Source organism: Deltaproteobacteria bacterium (assembly GCA_030690165.1).
In the GTDB taxonomy this organism is placed as follows: domain Bacteria; phylum Desulfobacterota; class GWC2-55-46; order UBA9637; family UBA9637; genus JACRNJ01.
On sequence record JAUYHF010000066.1, the window covers coordinates 19226 to 39052 of the forward strand.

14 protein-coding genes and 1 pseudogene are annotated in these 19827 nt (G+C 47.5%); all 15 read left to right on the forward strand.

The window, feature by feature from the left end; all coding sequences use genetic code 11:
- Positions 1 to 28: 28 nt before the first annotated feature.
- The 15 genes and pseudogenes from Q8P28_11220 to Q8P28_11290 all read left to right on the forward strand — a co-directional run bounded on the left by Q8P28_11220 (position 29) and on the right by Q8P28_11290 (position 19754).
- Positions 29 to 2335, forward strand: a complete 2307-nt coding sequence (locus tag Q8P28_11220; GenBank protein ID MDP2683343.1) for a class I SAM-dependent DNA methyltransferase — start codon at positions 29 to 31, stop codon at positions 2333 to 2335.
- 56 nt (positions 2336 to 2391) lie between these two features.
- The gene (locus Q8P28_11225; protein ID MDP2683344.1) at positions 2392 to 3453 is read left to right on the forward strand and encodes a PDDEXK nuclease domain-containing protein; all 1062 of its coding nucleotides are present in this window, start codon (positions 2392 to 2394) and stop codon (positions 3451 to 3453) included.
- Positions 3450 to 4775: a restriction endonuclease subunit S gene (locus Q8P28_11230; protein MDP2683345.1), complete on the forward strand. Its 1326-nt coding sequence runs from the start codon at positions 3450 to 3452 to the stop codon at positions 4773 to 4775. Before Q8P28_11225 ends, Q8P28_11230 begins: the two co-directional genes overlap by 4 nt.
- Positions 4772 to 7780, forward strand: a complete 3009-nt coding sequence (locus Q8P28_11235; GenBank protein MDP2683346.1) for a type I restriction endonuclease subunit R — start codon at positions 4772 to 4774, stop codon at positions 7778 to 7780. Before Q8P28_11230 ends, Q8P28_11235 begins: the two co-directional genes overlap by 4 nt.
- 136 nt (positions 7781 to 7916) lie before the next feature.
- Positions 7917 to 8276: pseudogene (locus Q8P28_11240) on the forward strand (DUF1016 N-terminal domain-containing protein).
- Positions 8277 to 8316: 40 nt separating this feature from the next.
- Positions 8317 to 8511: a hypothetical protein gene (locus Q8P28_11245; protein ID MDP2683347.1), complete on the forward strand. Its 195-nt coding sequence runs from the start codon at positions 8317 to 8319 to the stop codon at positions 8509 to 8511.
- Between the two features lie 86 nt (positions 8512 to 8597).
- The gene (locus tag Q8P28_11250; protein MDP2683348.1) at positions 8598 to 8819 is read left to right on the forward strand and encodes a ribbon-helix-helix protein, CopG family; all 222 of its coding nucleotides are present in this window, start codon (positions 8598 to 8600) and stop codon (positions 8817 to 8819) included.
- A 23-nt stretch (positions 8820 to 8842) separates the two neighbouring features.
- Positions 8843 to 10300, forward strand: coding sequence for a menaquinone biosynthesis decarboxylase (locus tag Q8P28_11255; protein MDP2683349.1), 1458 nt, complete (start codon positions 8843 to 8845; stop codon positions 10298 to 10300).
- 17 nt (positions 10301 to 10317) lie between these two features.
- Positions 10318 to 11415, forward strand: a complete 1098-nt coding sequence (locus Q8P28_11260) for a response regulator (GenBank protein ID MDP2683350.1) — start codon at positions 10318 to 10320, stop codon at positions 11413 to 11415.
- A gap of 74 nt (positions 11416 to 11489) precedes the next feature.
- Positions 11490 to 12206 carry a bifunctional 2-polyprenyl-6-hydroxyphenol methylase/3-demethylubiquinol 3-O-methyltransferase UbiG gene (gene ubiG, locus Q8P28_11265; GenBank protein ID MDP2683351.1) on the forward strand — a complete coding sequence of 239 codons (717 nt, stop codon included), beginning with the start codon at positions 11490 to 11492 and terminating at the stop codon, positions 12204 to 12206.
- A 13-nt stretch (positions 12207 to 12219) separates the two neighbouring features.
- Positions 12220 to 14886, forward strand: a complete 2667-nt coding sequence (locus tag Q8P28_11270) for a TIGR03960 family B12-binding radical SAM protein (GenBank protein ID MDP2683352.1) — start codon at positions 12220 to 12222, stop codon at positions 14884 to 14886.
- Positions 14887 to 14920: 34 nt separating this feature from the next.
- Entirely contained in the window at positions 14921 to 16414 is a 1494-nt protein-coding gene (locus Q8P28_11275) for an Rne/Rng family ribonuclease (protein ID MDP2683353.1), read from the forward strand.
- Positions 16415 to 16641: 227 nt separating this feature from the next.
- Positions 16642 to 17850, forward strand: a complete 1209-nt coding sequence (locus tag Q8P28_11280; GenBank protein ID MDP2683354.1) for a cation:proton antiporter — start codon at positions 16642 to 16644, stop codon at positions 17848 to 17850.
- Positions 17851 to 17862: 12 nt separating this feature from the next.
- Positions 17863 to 18876, forward strand: a complete 1014-nt coding sequence (locus Q8P28_11285) for a sodium:calcium antiporter (protein ID MDP2683355.1) — start codon at positions 17863 to 17865, stop codon at positions 18874 to 18876.
- On the forward strand, positions 18876 to 19754 hold the full coding sequence (locus tag Q8P28_11290) for an HAD-IIB family hydrolase (GenBank protein MDP2683356.1): 879 nt from the start codon (positions 18876 to 18878) through the stop codon (positions 19752 to 19754). Before Q8P28_11285 ends, Q8P28_11290 begins: the two co-directional genes overlap by 1 nt.
- Positions 19755 to 19827 lie beyond the last annotated feature (73 nt).

Sequence of the window (19827 nt, forward strand, 5' to 3'; positions counted from 1 at the left end):
GGATGACATAAATAGTTAGGAGCCACTAATGGACCAGGCAACACATAATAAAATAGTCTCTTTTATCTGGGGGATCGCTGACGACGTGCTCCGCGACCTTTTCAAGCGTGGTAAATACCCCGATGTGATCCTGCCGATGTGCGTCATCCGGCGCATGGACGCAGTTCTTGAGCCGACCAAGCAGAAGGTGCTCGACACCAAAAAGATGCTCGACGCGGCAAGGATAACCGAGCAGCGCGCCGCGCTTTGCAATGCCGCGGGGCAGGCTTTTTATAACACCTCAAAGTTTACCCTGCGCGATCTTAAATCCCGCGGCAGTCAGCAGCAGCTACTTGCTGATTTTGAGGACTACCTCAACGGATTTTCACCGAACGTTCAGGACATCCTCGAAAATTTCAAGTTCAGAAACCAACTACAAACGCTTTCTAAGGCCGACGCGATCGGCACACTGATCAACAAGTTCCTTGATCCCGACATAGACCTCTCTCCTGCCGGTATCGACAATCATTCAATGGGTACGGTCTTCGAGGAACTGGTCCGCAAGTTTAACGAGGAGAACAATGAAGAAGCGGGCGAGCATTGGACCCCGAGGGATGCCGTGCGATTGATGTCTAATCTCGTGTTCCTGCCCATCGAAGCAGAAATCAAGTCTGGCACGTATCTGCTTTACGATGGAGTCTGTGGGACAGGTGGGATGCTAACAGTGGGAGAGGAGACAATAACGGCAATTGCCGCGAAGCGCAAACAACAGGTCAAGTGCCTGCTATACGGACAGGAGATCAACCCGGAGACTTACGCCGTCTGCAAGGCTGATATGCTGTTAAAGGGGGAGGGTGAAAGCGCTGACCACATTGTCGGCGGTGCGGAATGGTCTACCCTCGCCCACGACGCCTTTCCGGCCCAGGAGTTTGACTTCATGCTCTCTAATCCGCCCTACGGGAAAAGCTGGAAGAAGGATCTTGAAACGATGGGCGGCAAAGACGGGATGCGCGACCCTCGCTTCAAAGTAATGCACAATGGGGAGGAGCTTTCGCTTGTCACCCGTTCAAGTGACGGGCAGATGCTCTTCCTCGCCAACATGGCCTCGAAGATGAATGCCAAATCTGCTCTCGGCAGCCGAATCGCCGAAGTTCACAACGGCTCGTCACTTTTTACAGGAGACGCCGGTCAGGGCGAGAGCAACATCCGACGCTGGCTGATTGAGAACGATTGGCTCGAAGCGATCGTTGCCCTGCCGCTCAACCTTTTTTACAACACCGGCATCGCCACTTACATATGGGTGCTGTCCAACAAGAAGCCCGCGCACCGCAATGGAAAAGTGCAGTTAATCGACGCCACTCAGTGGTTTAAGCCGTTACGCAAAAACCTCGGCAAGAAGAACTGCGAGCTTGCGCCCGAGGATATAGACCGCATCAGCCGCACCTTTCTCGACTTCAAGGAGACGTCCGAATCGAAGATATTCCTCAACGCCGCCTTTGGCTATTGGAAGGTCACGGTCGAGCGCCCGCTGCGCCTGCACAGCCAACTCACCCTGAAGGCCATCGAGACCTTGCGTTTCACCTCCGGCGACGAAGACCTGCGCGCCCCGCTCTTTGATGAGTTCGGCGAAGATATTTTTACCAGGTTTCCCAAGGTGTCCGCTGCGCTGGAGAAACGGCTTGCGGAATGGGGCAATGACGAGGAAGAAGGTGAAGAGGACGAGGGTGGCAGCGCGAAGAAGGGACTGCCCGAGAAGAAGAAAAAGAAACTGCTCGACCCGAAGACCTGGGAACGTGACGGACGTCTGGTCGATGTAGCCACGAAACTGCGCGCCGCGCTGGGCGAATCAGTACATGAAGATCACAACCTTTTTCGCGATCGTGTGGACGCCGCGCTCAAGAAGGCGGGTATTAAACTTGCCGCCGCTGACCTGAAGCAGATCCTCAAGGCCGTGAGCTGGCGTGTGGAGACCGCACCGTGCGTCATCGCCAAGATACACAAACCCGGAAAAACCAAACCTGATCCAGTCCGCGGCCTTTACGAGGCAACGATTGACGGCAAGCCCGCCATCGTCGAATATGAGACCGACTCCGACCTACGCGACACAGAGCAAATACCGCTACTGGAAGAGGGTGGAATTACGGCCTTCATCCGCCGTGAGGTGTTGCCCTATACCCCGGATGCGTGGATCAAAGAGGATGCCACCAAGATCGGGTACGAGGTGAGCTTCACCCGGCATTTTTATAAACCTCAGCCACTGCGAACACTGGAAGAGATCAGCGCCGACATCCTGGCTATAGAGAAAGAGGCCGAAGGGCTGCTGGATGGATTGCTAAAGAAAGGGGTGCCTTCATGAAGAAAGCGAACAAGCCGCCAGTCCGCAGTCCTAAAAGATCTTCGAGAGATCTCTCATTGGCAAAGGCACCGGCTCCCATCGACCAAGTAACATTGCTCCACGACCTGCGCGCGCTCGTCCGGACTGCGCGTCATCGGATTGCAACAGCCGCCAACTCCACCTACACGCTGCTGTGTTGGCAGGTTGGGCGCCGCCTACTGCGAGAGAACCTGCAAGCTGGGCGCGCAGCCTACGGCAAGCAGATTCTTGCGACCGTGTCGCAAGAATTAACCGTCGAGTTCGGTGCCGGTTTCGATTACACCGCACTGACCCGAATGGCCCGTTTTGCCGAATGGATGACCGATGAACAGATTATTGCGACGCTGTCGCAAACATTAAGCTGGAGCCACTTCGTTGAACTGCTGCCGATCAAAGACCCGCTGGCCCGCGACTTTTACGCCGAAATGTGCCGGATCGAACGGTGGGACGTGCGCACGCTGCGGCAGAAGATCGGCGGCATGCTGTACCAGCGCACCGCGCTGTCGAAGAAGCCGCAGGCCGTCATCTCGGCGGAGATCGGCAAACTGCGCGACGGGCAGATGAGCCCCGACACCGTGTTCCGCGATCCCTACCTGCTCGACCTGCTGGGGCTCAAAGGGGCATACAGCGAACGTGACCTCGAAAGTGCCATCCTGCGCGAGATCGAAGGAGTACTGCTGGAGCTGGGCACCGGCTTTGCCTTCGTGGCCCGGCAAAAGCGCATGAGCGTTGGTAAGGACGACTTTCACCTCGACCTGCTCTTCTTCCACCGCCACCTGCGCCGGCTGATTGCCGTCGAATTGAAGCTGGAATCATTCCAGCCTGCGCATGTCGGCCAAATGGAGCTGTACCTACGCTGGCTGGACAAACACGAACGTGCTCCCGGCGAAGAAGCCCCGATCGGACTCATCCTGTGCGCGTCCGCCGACATCGAGCAGGTTGAGTTGCTTCAGCTCGATGCCAAATCCATCCGCGTCAGCGAGTACCTCACGGAGTTGCCGCCGCTGCCATTGCTGCGCGAGCGGTTACACATGGCGATTGAGCACGCACGGGAAAGCGCCGCTCGACGACAGCCCGAAACGGAGGGAGGGCATTCATGATCGCTAATCTTAAACCATATCCGGAATACAAGGAGACTGTTCTACCTTGGATCGGGCACGTACCAGGGCACTGGGGTCAACTGAGAGCAAAATATTTATTTCGTGAGGTCGACGACCGTTCTACAACTGGGAGGGAGGAACTACTATCGGTGTCCCACCTGACTGGCGTAACTCCGCGCAGTCAGAAGACGGTCACGATGTTTCTCGCAAAGTCAAATGTTGGCCATAAGATCTGCCGCCCCGGTGACGCGTTAATTAACACTATGTGGGCGTGGATGGGTGCGTTAGGTGTCGCACGGCATGATGGAATCGTTAGCCCATCCTACGGGGTTTATCGCCCCCTGGATGGCTGCGCTATATTGCCAAGTTTTGCTGATCACCTATTGCGAACGCCAACCTACGTTGCTGAATATCATCGGCGCTCCACAGGTGTAAACAGTTCAAGGCTGCGTCTTTACCCTGAACAATTTCTGAAGATTGAAGTTGTAGTTCCCCCTCTTAATGAGCAGGCGGCGATTGTGCGGTTTCTGGATTGGATGAACGGGCGACTTGATCGGGCGATCAGGGCGAAGCGGAAGGAGCTCGCGTTGATTAGCGAAATGCTCTCTGTCGTTACTGAAAACGCACTACGACTAGAAGGTACGAGAAGACTACGCCTATCCGTCGTAGCAGAAGAAATGTCACGTCCAATTGACAGGCGAGCCAATCAAAATTATACACGTATCGGTCTCTATAATCGCGGGCGTGGTATTTTCCACAAAACGACTACTGACGGAGCAGAACTTGGTGACTCAGACTTCTTCTGGATAGAAGACGGCGATTTAGTTATCAGTGGGCAATTCGCTTGGGAGGGTGCCGTGGCTCTGGCAAGGGGCAAGGATTCAGGCACCATCGCCTCACATCGTTATCCAGTCTTACGCGGCCGAAAGGAATATGTGTCCTCTTCAGTGCTTTTTGCACTGTTTCGGACATCTTTTGGATCTATGCTGCTGAACCACAACTCGCGTGGTGCTGCAGGACGGAACAGGCCATTGAATGCTGCAAGTCTTCTCAAGGAGACAATCCCCATACCACCGAAAGCCGCACAAGCACGAATCACAGAGTTGATAGATCAAGAGTATGCAGTTAATCAGTCCCTATCACAGTTTGTTAAATGTATTAATGAATACCGCACCCGTCTTGTCGCTGATGTGGTGACCGGCAAGCTCGATTTACGCGAGGTGGCGGCGAAGTTGCCTGAAGAAGCGCCAGCCGAGATTATTGAAAATGAAACGGCTCTGGGCGATGAGACCGAAAACATTAAAGAGGAGGAGACTGTATGACTACTGACACGAGCGAGAAGGGACTGGAGACGCTGATCATGCGGCACATGGCCGGCACGGACGGCCTCGCCGTCGTCCCGAACCGGGTCGCCGAAAAACCACCACCGTACGGCGGCACCGGCTACACGGCAGGGAGTGCGCAAGACTACGACCGCGCCCATGCGCTCGACGTGCCGCAGCTCTTCTCCTTCCTCCGTGCGACTCAACCGGAGGCGTTCAAGAAACTGACGATGGGCGATGCGAACGACGCCAAAGACATTAACCGTCTTAAGTTTCTCGCCCGACTTTCCACTGAGATTGGCAAGCGCGGCGTCATTGATGTTATACGAAAGGGAATAGGCCACGGGCCGCTGCATTTTGATCTCTTCTATGGAACGCCGTCACCGGGAAATGCCAAGGCCGAGGCTCTGCACGCGCAGAATCGTTTTTCCATCACGCGCCAGCTCGCCTACAGCATGGACGATACGCGCCGGGCCCTCGATTTATGTCTGTTCATCAATGGGCTTCCGATTGCCACCTTCGAGTTGAAAAATAGCCTCACTAAACAGAACGTAGAAGATGCAGTTCATCAATACAAACGCAACCGCGACCCGCGAGAGCGGCTGTTTGAGTTTGGCCGCTGCGTGGTGCATTTTGCCGTGGACGATAGCGAGGTGCAGATGTGTACGGAACTTCGCGGCAAAGGTTCTTGGTTTCTCCCGTTCAACAAAGGATATAATGACGGTGCCGGCAATCCGCCAAATCCAAATGGCCTCAAGACTGATTACCTTTGGAAAGAGGTTCTCACCCCGACAGGGCTTACCAACATCCTTGAGAACTATGCGCAGATAGTAGAGGAAAAAGACCCGCGCACCGGCAGGAAAAAACGCAAGCAGGTGTGGCCGCGCTACCACCAGCTCGGAGTGGTTAGGCAGGCGCTCTCTGACGTGCAATCGCACGGCGCAGGCAAGCGCTATCTGATCCAGCATTCGGCGGGGAGCGGTAAATCAAACTCCATTGCCTGGCTCTCGCACCAGCTTATCGGCCTGAAACGAAACGAGAAGGAAGTCTTCACCTCGGTAATAGTCGTCACCGACCGGCGTCTTCTCGACCAACAGATACAGACAACCATCAAACAGTTCATGCAGGTTGGCGCGACCGTAGGGCACGCCGAGCGCTCCGGTGACCTGCGTAAATTCATTGAAGAAGGGAAAAAGATCATCGTCTCGACGGTGCAGAAGTTCCCCTTCATCCTCGACGAGATCTCCACGGAGGGGAGTAAGACCTTCGCCATTGTCATCGACGAGGCGCACTCGAGCCAAGGTGGAAAGACATCGGCGGCGATTAACGAGGCACTTACCGCAAAGAAGAAGGACGACGATGAGCCTGACCCAGAGGATACTGTAAATGAAGCTTTAGAAAAAAGGATGGCGGCACGCAAGATGCTCACGAATGCCAGTTATTTTGCTTTCACCGCCACACCCAAGAATAAGACGCTGGAGATGTTCGGTAAAGCACTGCCGCCCGACGCAGCGGGTAAGGTCAAGCACCGGTCGTTCCACAGCTACACCATGAAGCAGGCGATCGAAGAAGGCTTCATCCTTGACGTGCTCAGGAACTACACACCGGTTGACAGCTACTATAAGCTGGTCAAGAAAACTGAAGATGACCCGGAGTTCGACACCAAAAAGGCTAAGAAGAAGCTGCGCCGGTATGTGGAGAGCCACGACCATGCCATCCGGCTCAAGGCCGAGATTATGGTAGACCATTTCCACGAGCAGGTGCTTGCGTCAGGGAAGATCGGCGGACAGGCGCGCGCTATGGTGGTCACGAGCGGCATTGCACGGGCTATCCAATACTTCCACGCCTTCAAGACGTATCTCGTTGAGCGCAAGAGCCCTTACCAGGCGATTGTGGCGTTCTCGGGCGAGCACGAATATGGTGGTGCAAAGGTCAGCGAAGTTTCTCTCAACGGTTTTTCAAGCAATGAGATCGCCGCCAAGATACAGACCGACCCTTACCGTTTTCTGATCTGCGCCGACAAGTTCCAGACCGGCTATGACGAGCCCCTCTTGCACACGATGTATGTGGATAAGCCGCTATCCGGGATCAAGACGGTGCAGACCCTTTCGCGGCTCAATCGCGCGCACCCGCAGAAACACGACTGTTTTGTGCTCGACTTTCAGAATAACAGCGAGGCGATCATCTTAGCCTTCCAGGATTACTACCGCACTACTCTACTTGCCGATGAGACTGATCCCAATAAACTGCATGACCTGAAGACAGCTCTGGATGCGGCGCAGGTGTATTCGCCGGAGCATGTCAAGCAGGTAGTGGAGTTGTTCCTTGGTGGGGCGGAGCGCGATAAACTCGATCCGATCCTTGACGAATGTGTGGTGGCCTATGTTGACCGGCTCGACGAGGACGGACAGGTAGATTTCAAGGGAAAGGCCAAAATGTTCTGCCGAACTTACAATTTCCTTTCCTCGTTGATTACCTATAGCAACGCGGAATGGGAAAAGCTCTCGATATTGCTCAATCTGCTCGTCCCCAAGTTGCCGGCGCCGATAGATGATGACCTTGCCAAGGGCATACTCGAAGCGATTGACATGGACAGCTACCGCGTCGAGAAAAAGGCAGTGCAGAAGATCGCACTGAAGGACAAGGATTCGGACATCGAGCCCGTACCAACGGACGCAGGCGGCCGCAAGAGCGAGCCGGAACTCGACCGGCTCAGCAATATCCTGAAGACGTTCAATGAGCAATTTGGTACCCTTTTCACCGATAACGACCGCGTTGCGAAGCGAATCCGCGATGACATAGCGCCGAAAGTTGCCGCTGATGCGGCTTACAAGAATGCGAAAGAAAATACTCCGCACACCGCGCGCATGGCCCATGATCAGGCACTCAGCAAGGTGATGCAGTCCCTCTTGACCGAAGACACCCAGGTCTATAAGCAGTTCGTGGAGAACGAATCTTTCAAAAGGTTTGTCAGCGATATGGTGTATGCGATCACGAATCAGTGATGTATTTGTATGATAATTGGAACTGCTCTATTTAAAACTATTTGCTTCATGATTCTGCACATGTTTAAAATTCATTGTCAGATATTATCCAACATCACTTCCAAGGAAATTGCAATTGTGGAGGGGAGAATATGAAATGTCAGCCATAGTAACCGCCGAACATAAGACATTTCTTAAAGAGATAAAAGAGCGCATATACAAAGCTCAATATGACGCCCTCAAAGCTGTAAACAAAGAGCTTATAAATCTGTATTGGGACATAGGCAGATCAATAGTGGCAAAGCAGGAAAAGCTCGGCTGGGGCAAGTCAATTGTGGAAACACTTTCAAAAGACCTGCAAAAAGAGTTCCCGGGGATAGTGGGATTTTCAAGTGCAAATCTTTGGAGAATGCGCAATTTCTATCTCACATACTTTTCAAATGAAAAACTCGCACCAATGGTGCGAGAAATTAGCTGGACGAAAAATGTCATTATCATGGAGCGTTGCAAAGACAATATCCGGCGCAACAGTAAGTCCGCGTGGTTCTAAAACCGAGATGGTACATCACGTTATTCATGCTATTGACAGAGATTTTACGGTTGCGGATATAGAAAAAAAATGTCCTGCTGTTAGCCGGGATATGATACGAACAGTTCTTAAATCTATGCAGAAAGCCGGCGAGGTTGAATGTGTCGGGCGAGGACCAGGCGCATTATGGAAGAAAAAGGGTATTACCTCTAAAAGAGGGTAATAAAGAGGATAATAACTAAATGAAACCATCCGTGGCATTTTTTACACCTTAGGTGTTACATTGTCTTACATAAATGGAGGTGCGGTATGCTGGATACAATTACCATAAGATTACCCGGGAAATTACAGAAGTTGCTGGACATTGTAGCAAAGAGCGAAAAGACCTCAAGCAACGAGATTATCAGAGAGGCTATTGTCCGCTATCTTGCCGTAAGACGCTTTAAGCAATTGAGGAAACAGGTCTTACACTTTACAGAGGCGGTTCTACCCGAACACATTGATGGATCTATTTGCAGAAATAAAAAATGACGCAGGTATAAGTGTGAGGGCTTATGATATTTAACGACCTTCGGGAATTTTTAAACCATCTGGAATCAAAGAACCTTTTAAAGAGGGTAAGGGTTCCGGTTGACGCAAATCTTGAGATTGCAGGGATAATGGGCAGGCTTGTAAAAAAGGGCGGGCCTGCCGTGATATTTGAGAACGTTAAGGGCTATACCATGCCTGTGGTTGCAAACCTTTTTGGAACAGAGGAGAGGGTTGCGATAGGGCTTGACATTACAGAGGATGAGTTTATTGAGATTGGGAAATGGATTGCGTATCTGCAAAGACCTAAACCGCCTGAGGGATTGTGGGAGACAATAAAGAGCATCCCGTCTTTTGGAAAGATGCTTATGCTAAATCCCAAGACCGTCAGAAGCGGGCCGTGTCAGGAAGTGGTTCTGCAGGGAGATGATGTTGATCTCTCAAAGTTTCCTATTATAAAGTGCTGGCCTGGGGATGCAGGCCCTCTAATAACATGGCCGCTTGTTATTACGCAGGGGCATGACGGCGGGCAGGTGAATGTGGGCGTTTACAGGATGCAGTATCTTGACAAAAAGAGGGTGATCATGCGGTGGTTGAAACACAGGGGCGGCGCTCATCATCAGAGGCTGTGGCAGGAAAAAGGTCTGCCCATGCCTGTAGCAGTTGCCATAGGGTGTGAGCCTGCTACCATCATAGCCGCTGTAACGCCTGTGCCTGAGGATGTGAGTGAATTTCTCTTTGCAGGTATTTTGCGAAAAAAGGCGATTGAACTTGTGGAATGTAAAACCAATTCACTGAAAGTTCCTGCAACAGCAGAGATTGTGTTTGAAGGCGAAATCCGCCATGAAGATACAGCAATGGAAGGCCCGTTCGGAGACCACACAGGTTATTATAACAGCGCTGAGCCGTTTCCGGTCTTTCATATCAAATGTATAACTCACAGAAAAAATCCGTTGTATCTTACGACCATTACCGGCAGGCCGCCAAAAGAGGATGCCATTATTGGCATGGCGCTCAACAAGATGTTTTTGCCGAGTCTTCAACTTCAGTTTCCCGAGGTTGTAGATTTCAGCCTTCCCATGGAGGCGGTTTCTTACCGCATCGCTGTTGTCTCAATCAAAAAACAATATCCTGGTCATGCAAAACGGATAATGATGGGCATCTGGGGAGTGCTTAAGCAGTTCATGTATGTAAAGTATATCATTGTGGTTGATGATGATATAAATGTCCATGATTGGAACGATGTGGTCTGGGCCATATCAACGCGGGTTGATCCGAAAAGGGATGTAATGATTATTGAGGACACGCCCATAGATTATCTGGATTTTTCATCAACAGTTGCAGAACTGGGAAGCAAGATGGGGATAGACGCAACCATGAAAAAACCGCCGGAAGTCAGCAGAGAATGGGGCAAAAAGATTGAGATGGATAAGGTAATCGAAGAGCTGATAAATAAAAGATGGAAGGAGTATGGATTAGATTAACTGCCCATAACAAACAAATGACGGAAGACGAGAAAAAGGATTTCACATCGGCGTTTAAACCGGCCGGCAAAGCCAGAATACTTGTGGCTGACGATGATAAGTTTTATCTCAAGATTTACTCGGACCTTATCAATGCGCTTGGCTACGAATGTCTGACGGTAGAAAACGGCCTTGAGGCGTTGGAGAAGGCAAGATATTTTCATCCTGATATCATCGTTACTGATGTGCTGATGCCGGGCATGGACGGCTTCGAGTTGACCAAGAGGCTCAAACAGGACCCGATTACCGTGCATATACCTGTTTTAATAGTTACTTCGCTTTCAGACAGCCAATCTAAAATTATAGGGCTTGAACATGGCGCAAATGAGTTTTTGTCAAAGCCAATTGATGAAACAGAATTTCGCATCAGGGTAAGCAACATGCTTAAGATTAAATATTATGAAGACTTTCTGCTGGACAGATCTAATTCATTGGAAGGAGAGCTTATTAGCAAAAGGTCCGAACTCAAAGAGGCATTTGAAAAGATTAAAAACGGCTATACCGAAACTGTTTACAGACTTACCCTCGCTGCCGAATACAGGGATACGGATACAGGTAAACACATCAAAAGGATAAGCCTCTATTCTCAGCTAATTGCAAGATACCTTAAACTCGACGAACAAAAGGTTGAAGTAATATTTTTTGCAAGCCCCATGCATGATGTAGGCAAAATTGGCATACCTGACTCCATACTTCTTAAACCCGGCAGCCTTACAAAAGAAGAATTTGAAATAATGAAAACTCATACCACGATAGGGGCAGGCATCCTGCGAGGCTCTGATTCTGAGATACTTAAAACAGCCGAGGAAATAGCGCTTTCCCATCATGAATTATGGAATGGAAACGGTTATCCAAGAGGACTTAAAAATGAAGAGATTCCGCTGCCAGGACGGATTGTAAGTATAGTTGACAGCTATGACGCCATAAGAAGCAAAAGGCCGTATAAAAAATCTTTTGACCACAATACTGCCTGCGATAAACTAACTGAATCAAAGGCGCGCTACGACCCTGTTATATTCAATGCCTTTCATGATTGCAGCAAAGAATTCAAAAGATTGTTTGATGAAAATCAGTAAAAGGCTATTTCATATGTAAAATGGCGGGTTTTCTATGGCTATTTTACTGGTATACCTCATGGCATGCTCTATTTATGACAACCGAATCTCAAAAATTTGATTCCTTTGGCAAGGAGTGGTGGAACCCCAAAGGAAGGCTTGCATCTTTGCACAAGATAAACCCTTTGAGGTTTCAGTATTTCTCCGGTAAAATGGGAAGTCTTAAAGACAAAAGGATTCTTGATGTCGGCTGCGGCGGGGGAATTTTGTCAGAGGAGTTTGCAAAGGCAGGCGCGCTGGTAACAGGGATAGATTTATCTCCGGTTGCCCTTGATGCTGCAAAAATCCATGCAAAGGAATCAAGCCTTGAAATAGATTACAGACTGATTTCACCATCTGAACTTATTGCCAATAGGCAGATCCCCGACCTAAAGGTCGGGGGCTACATGGGGGAGAGTTACGACGCTGTTATCTGCGCAGAGGTTCTGGAGCATGTGGATGACCTTGCCGGGTTTTTAAAAGAATGCTGCGGGCTTCTTAAAAAGGGCGGCTATTTATTTTTCTCTACAATAAACAAAACAGTCTCTGCCAGATTTTTTGCAATATTTGTTGCGGAAAACTTTTACATGGTTCCAAAGGGAACCCATGACTACAATAGATTTATAAGGCCGTCTGCGCTTGCGGACATTCTAAAACGGAATGGTGTTTCTGTTGAAGAGATAAAAGGCATGACCTTTGACCCGCTTCATTTTGCGTTTAAGATTTCAGAAAATACCAATATAAATTATCTTGGGTATGGAGTGAAAAAGTAGAGGTTTAAAAAACATGGCCTTTTCGGATAGGGCAAAAGATTTTCTTGCGCTTGTTTCAAGGCCTGGCAGGTATATAGGCGGCGAGATAAACTCGGTTAAAAAAGACCTTTCAAGCATAAGCCTTAAGTTCGGCCTTGCATTTCCTGATGTCTATGAGGTTGGCATGAGCCATCTCGGAATGCAGATTCTATATCAGATATTGAACAGCAGGGCTGATATAGCGTGTGAGAGGGTCTTTTCGCCGTGGGCTGATATGGAAAAGCTCCTGAGAGATAAGGGGCTTCCGCTTGTAACACTTGAATCTAATATTCCACTGGACGAACTGGATGTGCTTGGTTTTTCAATCCAATATGAGCTTTCCTATACAAATATCCTGAACATTCTTGATCTCGGAAATATCCCTCTCTATTCAAAAGACAGAGACGAAACACATCCGCTTATAATCGGCGGCGGTCCTGTTGTATTCAACCCGGAACCTATTGCAGACTTCTTTGATATATTTGTCCTTGGCGACGGGGAAGAGGTTGTATTAGAGATTGCAGATGTTGTGATAAACTGTAAGGCCCATAAATGGAAACGCGGGGATTTGCTTAAGAAGCTGGCTCAGATTGAAGGTGTGTATGTGCCGTCATTTTTTGATTTTAAATACAATACAGATGGAACCATTAAAGAAATAATCCCCCTGCTGAAAGATTATGAATGTGTAAATAAAAGGATAGTTGCGGACATAAATACTTTACCGCTGCCAATAAGGCCTGTTGTGCCTTTTCCGCAGATTGTCCATGATCATCTTACCGTGGAGATAAACAGGGGATGCACAAGGGGGTGCAGATTCTGTCAGGCGGGTATGATTTACAGGCCTAACAGGGAAAGGTCGCCTGAAAACATAATAAAGATAATTGAGGAGGAATTGAAAAATACAGGTTATGGTGAGGTGTCTTTTTTATCATTAAGCTCAGGGGACTACTCCTGTATACAGGATGTGCTGATAAATTTTATGGACAGGTTCGCAGATAAAAAGATAGCTGTGTCTCTTCCGTCCATGCGGGTAGGAACACTTAAACAAGGGCTTATTGAAGAAATAAAGAGGGTTCGGAAAACCGGTTTTACAATGGCGCCTGAGGCAGGAAGCGAAAGACTGAGACATGTGATAAACAAGGTGGTCTCAGAAGATGCCCTGATAGAAACTGCGGGAAATGCCTTTGATATGGGATGGAGGTCAATAAAGCTCTATTACATGATAGGACTTCCAACAGAAACCATTAACGATATCATGGGAATTGTTGAGCTGTCCGGCAGGGTTCAGGAAGCCGGTAAAAGGCATGGCAAAAGGCCAGCGGTAAATGTCAGCGTTTCTCAATTCATACCAAAACCGCATACGCCGTTTCAGTGGGAACCGCAGATAAAAACAGATGAATGTCTGGAGAGGCAGACATTCTTAAGAAAGGAACTCAAGAAGCGCAGGCTTGATTTTAAATGGCATGACGCAAGGATGAGTTTTATGGAGGGTGTGTTTTCAAGAGGCGATAGAAGGCTTTCAGGTGTCATCATGGCCGCGTTTGAGGCCGGCTGCCGTTTTGACGGCTGGGGGGAGCAGTTCAGATTTGATATCTGGGAAAGGGTGTTTAAAGACTCAGGGATTGACCCGGAATTTTATACACACAGAAGGCGGGACAGGGATGAGGTGTTTCCCTGGGAACATCTCAACACAAGGGTTGATAAAGAGTTTTTGTATAAAGAATACGAAAGGTCTCTCTTGCTTGAAGATACGGCTGACTGTAAGACAGACAAATGCAGTATCTGCGGCATATGCGACCACAAGGTTATAAGGAATGTAAGCTTCTATGAAAGACAGGCTATAGGCTATAGTCGAGAGGCAACAGGTAAAACCCATAGTCCATTGCCCATTGCCCATAGCCCATCGCCTATATTCAAGGTTGGGCTCACCTTCTCCAAAACAGGGCAGATGAAGTATCTTGGGCATCTGGAGCTTGTAACCCTGTTTTTTAGGGCAATAAGAAGGGCGGACATCCCTATTGTTTATTCTGCCGGTTTTCATCCGCTTCCAAAAATAGTTTTTAGCCAGCCCCTTCCTGTGGGTATAGAAAGTATTGCGGAAGAGGCAGTTCTGGAATTAACAGAACATATGAAGCCGGATGAAATTCATAAAAGGCTCAATACGGCGCTGCCTGACGGAATTAAGATTTTAGAAACAAGGGATATACCATTGAAACTTCATTCGGTCTCTGCTATTATCACTGAGACAACCTATCTGATTTCCGCGGCTGCTGATTTATCGGCGTCTTTAACCTTGTTTACCGGAAACCCGACAGAAGGCCGGGTCGCGCAGTTGCAAGGGCTTATAAACAGAGTTTTGGAAAAGGATGAGATTATCGTCCATCAACAAAGGGAAGAAAAGAAAAGGAGTATAAACATAAGACCGCTTATAAAAAAACTTTTCCTCGCAGATGATAATGTCACAATCCAATTGACGCTTGATAGGGGGGAAAGAGGAAGCGTAAGACCTTATGAGGTAATAGCATATCTTTTTGGCATCTCTCTTAATGACAGCCGTCTTTTCCAAATATTAAAAATAAAAGGAGAGGGTAAAACGATTACACAGATTACGAAAGAAGATTACACAGATAAAGAAAAAGTTAGTTTTTCAAAATCTGTGTAATCGTATTCTAAAATCTGTGTAATCATCTTAAAATATGAAACATTCAGGAAATGAAATTATTATAAATTACAGCCCGCATGAAACAAGGCTTGCAGTTCTGCAGGGCGGCAGGCTTGTGGAATTTTATCTGGAGAGACCAAAGGACAGGGGCCTCAGCGGAAACATTTACAAAGGAAAGGTTGCAAGGGTGCTACCCGGGATGCAGGCTGCGTTTATTGATATCGGTTTGGAAAGAACGGCATTTCTTCATGCGACAGATGTTTATGAGACATTTGATGAATTTGAAGACATCTCAAAAGATGGGGAAGACGAGGTAAGAGAGAAACAATCCAGATATGCCCCTATTCAGGACATCATAAAAGAAGGTCAGGAGATTATGGTTCAGGTAACAAAGGAACCTATGGGCAGCAAAGGCGCAAGGATTACATCCCACATCTCTCTTCCCGGAAGACAGATTGTTTTTATGCCGTCAGATGACCATATCGGTATTTCCAGGAGGATAGAAAACGAAAAAGAAAGAAGAAGGTTGCGGGATATTGTGGCAAAACTCAGGCCGTCGGGTTCAGGTTTTATAATACGCACTGCATGCGAAGGGATGAAGGAAAATGATATAAGGGCTGATATGGATTTTCTTATAAAATTATGGGCCGATATACTTAAAAAAAGAGAAAAAGCGCCGGCTCCGGCTCTGTTATATCAGGAATTGGATCTAACATTAAGGACGATAAGAGACATCTTTACCAGTGATGTGGACAGATTAGTTATAGATTCCATAGAGGAATATGAAAGGGCAGTAAGATTTGCAGAAGACTTTATGCCTGAGCTAAAGCATCGCATTGAATTATATGAAAAAGAGGAACCGATATTTGACACATACGGGGTTGAAATAGAGCTTGCAGACGCCGCTTCCAAAAAAGTCTGGCTAAAATCAGGCGGCTACATCATCATAGACCAGATGGAGGCGCTGACTGCCATAGATGTTAATACAGGCAAATATGTCGGTAAAAAAAACTCGGAGGAGACAGTCCTCAAGACAAATATGGAGGCTGTAAAAGAGATTGTCTATCAGTTAAAGCTCAGGAACATAGGCGGCATAATTGTCCTTGACCTGATAGACATGACAAAGTCAGCCAACAGGGAAAAGGTTTACAATGCTTTAAAAGAGGCGCTTAAAGGAGATAAGGCAAGGACAAATATCCTGAAGATATCTGAAATGGGCCTTATAGAGATGACAAGAAAAAGGAGCAGGGAAAGCATAAATCAACTCCTCTGCGAGCCGTGTCCCTACTGCGAAGGAAACGGAATTGTAAAATCAAAGGATGCTGTGATAATGGAGATTTACAGGGAACTTATAAAGGAACTGCCAAAGAGACGGCGAAAAATCAACCTTTATGTCCATCCTGTGATTGCAGAGCTTCTGTATGGAGAAAGCGAGCATATAATAGAGGGCCTGGAAAAAAGATTTAAAAAAAGGGTTGCCATCAAGACATTAAGCAGTCTTCACCAGGAGCAGTATGAGGTGGTGTAAATTTTAATCCAGCCTGAACCCAATATCTATTTCCATTGCCCATCTCGTGACAGTTAGTCATAATCTTTGGGTTGACTTTTTATTTTTAGTCTATTATTATTGCTGCATATAATTTTTGCGGACGGACGCGCCTGAATTTTATTCAGGAGAGAAGGCCAGTGATTAAACACTTAAACAGATGGTGTTATTGCTGGCCTTTTTTATTTTTAGTCGGTAGAGGTGGGTTCATGGATGTATCCGAGTTTTTTCTTAAATTGCTCTTGATAATCATTTCCGCAAAATTTTTTGCCGAGGTGTTTACATATCTGCATCTTCCCTCTGTTCTTGGTGAAGTTATAGCAGGGATTATCATTGGCCCAAGTTTATTAGGTTTTATAGAGCCTGATGCGACATTTCATCTCCTTGCCGAAATCGGGATACTCCTTCTCCTCTTTGAGGTGGGGCTTGAGACCGATGTGGGGCAGATTATCAAGGTGGGTATTCAATCTACCCTTGTGGCAATAACAGGCGTTGTAATTCCTGCAGCGTTTGGTTTCTGGGTATCATATAACTGGTTTGGGCTACCTTTGATAGCATCCCTTTTTGTAGGCGGAACCATTGTCGCCACCAGTATCGGCATTACCGTAAGGGTTCTGACAGATTTAAAGAAGCAGAGTACAGTTGTTTCAAAGATTGTATTAGGCGCTGCTGTTCTGGATGATGTAATCGGTGTCGTCGTGCTGGCAGTGCTATATGACTTTGCCGTAAAAGGGACTGTCAGCATCATGGATACAGGAAGGATTCTGCTTTTCATTACAGTATTCCTGATATTCGCGCCTGTTATTACAAAAATGTTTGTACCCATGATGGCAAAACTTTCATCCGCAAGTAAAACAAAGGGCATGATACCGGCCCTTATTGTATCACTGATACTGGGTCTGGCTGTCATCTCCCATAAAGTCGGTGCGCCGGAGATTTTAGGCTCGTTTGCAGCAGGCATTGCCATGGCAAGAAGATTCTTCCTTCCTCTGGGTTCAACCAATGCACATTACAGCCATAAGATGGCGGAAAAGATAGAAGAAAGCATGAAACCGATAATAGAACTATTTGTTCCGGTATTTTTTGTTATGGTTGGCGCCTCTATAGATTTTAGGGTAATTGATATTACATCAGGTGCATTCTGGGGTTTTGCAGGAATACTTACTGTAATTGCCATAATCACAAAGATGACAAGCGGCTTATGGGTGAGAGGCGGCTGGAATAAAAAACTCTCAACAGGGATTGCCATGGTGCCCAGAGGCGAGGTAGGGCTTATATTTGCAGAGATCGGCAAAAGGAGCAAAATATTTGATGAAACCACCTATGCTGTTATTATCTTCGTTGTAGCATTTACAACACTCTTTGCTCCACTGGCACTCAAATATGTAATGAAGGATGACGATAAAGACCCTTCTTAATGGAGGATTAAGATGATTCTCATATGGCTTGAATTTATCCTCTGCTCTGCGGTGATTATTTACTGCGGGTCAAAACTATCCATATATGGTGATGTCATTGCTGAGAAGACGGGTCTTGGCAGGGCATGGATAGGTCTTGTCCTTATGGCAACAGTAACATCCCTGCCTGAGTTGATTACCGGTATCAGCTCTGTTGCCATTGCCGATGTGCCTAATATTGCCCTTGGCGATATAATGGGAAGTTGCGTTTTTAATATCTTCATCATTGCAATAATGGACGTCCTGAATGGTCAAAAACCAATATTCTCGAAGGCAGAGCATGGACATATTCTTTCAGCAGGGTTTGGCATCATACTCATCAGTCTTGCATCCATCTCTATAATGGCAAACGCAAATATACCTGCCATTGGCCACATCGGATTATATAGCCCTGCTATTATTGTGATTTACTTTATTGGGATAAGGGGCGTGTTTTTCTTTGAAAAGAAAAGGATAAAAGAATTTGTCGGCGATATGGCCCAGACAATTCAGTATGACCATATAACCACAAGAGAGGCGGTGGTTAAATATTCTATAAATGCCTTGTTCATCATAGGCGCTGCCACATGGCTTCCATTTATAGGCGATAGACTTGCTGAAGAGACAGGTCTTGGAAGGAGTTTTGTCGGGACTGTTTTCATAGCCTTGACCACATCGCTTCCTGAAGTGGTGGTATCCATCGCAGCCCTTAAAATTGGCGCAACGGATATGGCCATAGCAAACCTCTTTGGAAGCAATATATTCAATATCTTCATCCTTGCCATAGACGATATATTTTATACCAAAGGGCTCATCCTTGCTCATGTCTCAATGAATCACGCTGTTACAGGATTTATGGCCGTGCTAATGACCGGGATTGCCGTTGTAGGATTGACATACAGGCTTGAGAAGAAGGCATTTTTGAGGCTTGGGTGGGATGCTGTAGCCATAATCATCGCATATCTTGTAAATATATATATCCTCTATTCACTGCGAGGGCAGGGATAATGGCAAAGATAATAATGTTTACAGACCTTGACGGCACATTACTGCACCCGAAAACCTATTTTTTTGACGCAGCGATGCCTGCACTCAAACTGATAAAGGAAAAAGATATACCCCTCATCCTCTGCTCAAGCAAGACAAGGACGGAAATAGAGGTTTACCGAAAGAAGCTTGATAACCAACACCCCTTTATTTCTGAAAATGGGGGAGGGATATTTATTCCGGAGGGATATTTCGGTTTTAATCCGCCTAAGGCGGAGGAGGGTGACTTGAGAGATGGTTGCCGTATGATTACCTTAGGCAAGTCATACAGCGAAATAAGAAAGGCCTTTATTACAATTCGTGAAAGGCTGGGGATAAAGGCAAAAGGCTTTGGCGATATGAGCGTTAAAGAGATAGCAGCCCTGGCAGGCCTGACATTAACAGAGGCAGAGCTTGCAAAACAGAGGGAATTTGATGAACCTTTTTTATTTGAAGATTTGTCCCCGCAGGTCTTAAGCGGGGAAGGGGAGATGCGGATTAAAGAGTTTTTAAAGGCAATTGAAGACGCATGTCTTCATTGGACTCAGGGAAGGTTTTACCATATCCTTGGAGATAACGATAAAGGGAAGGCAGTTAGAGTTCTGAAGGGGTTTTACGAAAAGGCCTATGGCAGGATTAAGACAATAGGTCTTGGAGATAGGTTCAACGACCTTCCGCTGTTAAAGCAAGTGGATTATCCTGTGCTTGTTCAGGATGAAGATGGTTCTTATGATGCAAGGGTGAATATGCCAAATCTGATAAGGGCGGACGGCATTGGTCCTGAGGGGTGGAATAAGGAAGTGATAAAAGTAATAGAAGCAGACGTTAAAAAAGCGCACAAACAGTATATTTTTCCCTGAGAACCCCCTACGTCCTTCCCCCTCCATTCATGGAAGAGGATTAAGGCGGGGGATGTTTTCATGAGCATGGGCG

Bases quoted from the DNA above. Each gene is read 5' to 3' on its own strand.
- Q8P28_11220 (MDP2683343.1), top strand. From the start codon at position 29: ATGGACCAGGCAACACATAATAAAATAGTCTCTTTTATCTGGGGGATC.
- Q8P28_11230 (MDP2683345.1), top strand. From the start codon at position 3,450: ATGATCGCTAATCTTAAACCATATCCGGAATACAAGGAGACTGTTCTA.
- Q8P28_11235 (MDP2683346.1), top strand. From the start codon at position 4,772: ATGACTACTGACACGAGCGAGAAGGGACTGGAGACGCTGATCATGCGG.
- Q8P28_11245 (MDP2683347.1), top strand. From the start codon at position 8,317: ATGGTACATCACGTTATTCATGCTATTGACAGAGATTTTACGGTTGCG.
- Q8P28_11250 (MDP2683348.1), top strand. From the start codon at position 8,598: ATGCTGGATACAATTACCATAAGATTACCCGGGAAATTACAGAAGTTG.
- Q8P28_11255 (MDP2683349.1), top strand. From the start codon at position 8,843: ATGATATTTAACGACCTTCGGGAATTTTTAAACCATCTGGAATCAAAG.
- Q8P28_11260 (MDP2683350.1), top strand. From the start codon at position 10,318: ATGACGGAAGACGAGAAAAAGGATTTCACATCGGCGTTTAAACCGGCC.
- ubiG (MDP2683351.1), top strand. From the start codon at position 11,490: ATGACAACCGAATCTCAAAAATTTGATTCCTTTGGCAAGGAGTGGTGG.
- Q8P28_11270 (MDP2683352.1), top strand. From the start codon at position 12,220: ATGGCCTTTTCGGATAGGGCAAAAGATTTTCTTGCGCTTGTTTCAAGG.
- Q8P28_11275 (MDP2683353.1), top strand. From the start codon at position 14,921: ATGAAACATTCAGGAAATGAAATTATTATAAATTACAGCCCGCATGAA.
- Q8P28_11280 (MDP2683354.1), top strand. From the start codon at position 16,642: ATGGATGTATCCGAGTTTTTTCTTAAATTGCTCTTGATAATCATTTCC.
- Q8P28_11285 (MDP2683355.1), top strand. From the start codon at position 17,863: ATGATTCTCATATGGCTTGAATTTATCCTCTGCTCTGCGGTGATTATT.
- Q8P28_11290 (MDP2683356.1), top strand. From the start codon at position 18,876: ATGGCAAAGATAATAATGTTTACAGACCTTGACGGCACATTACTGCAC.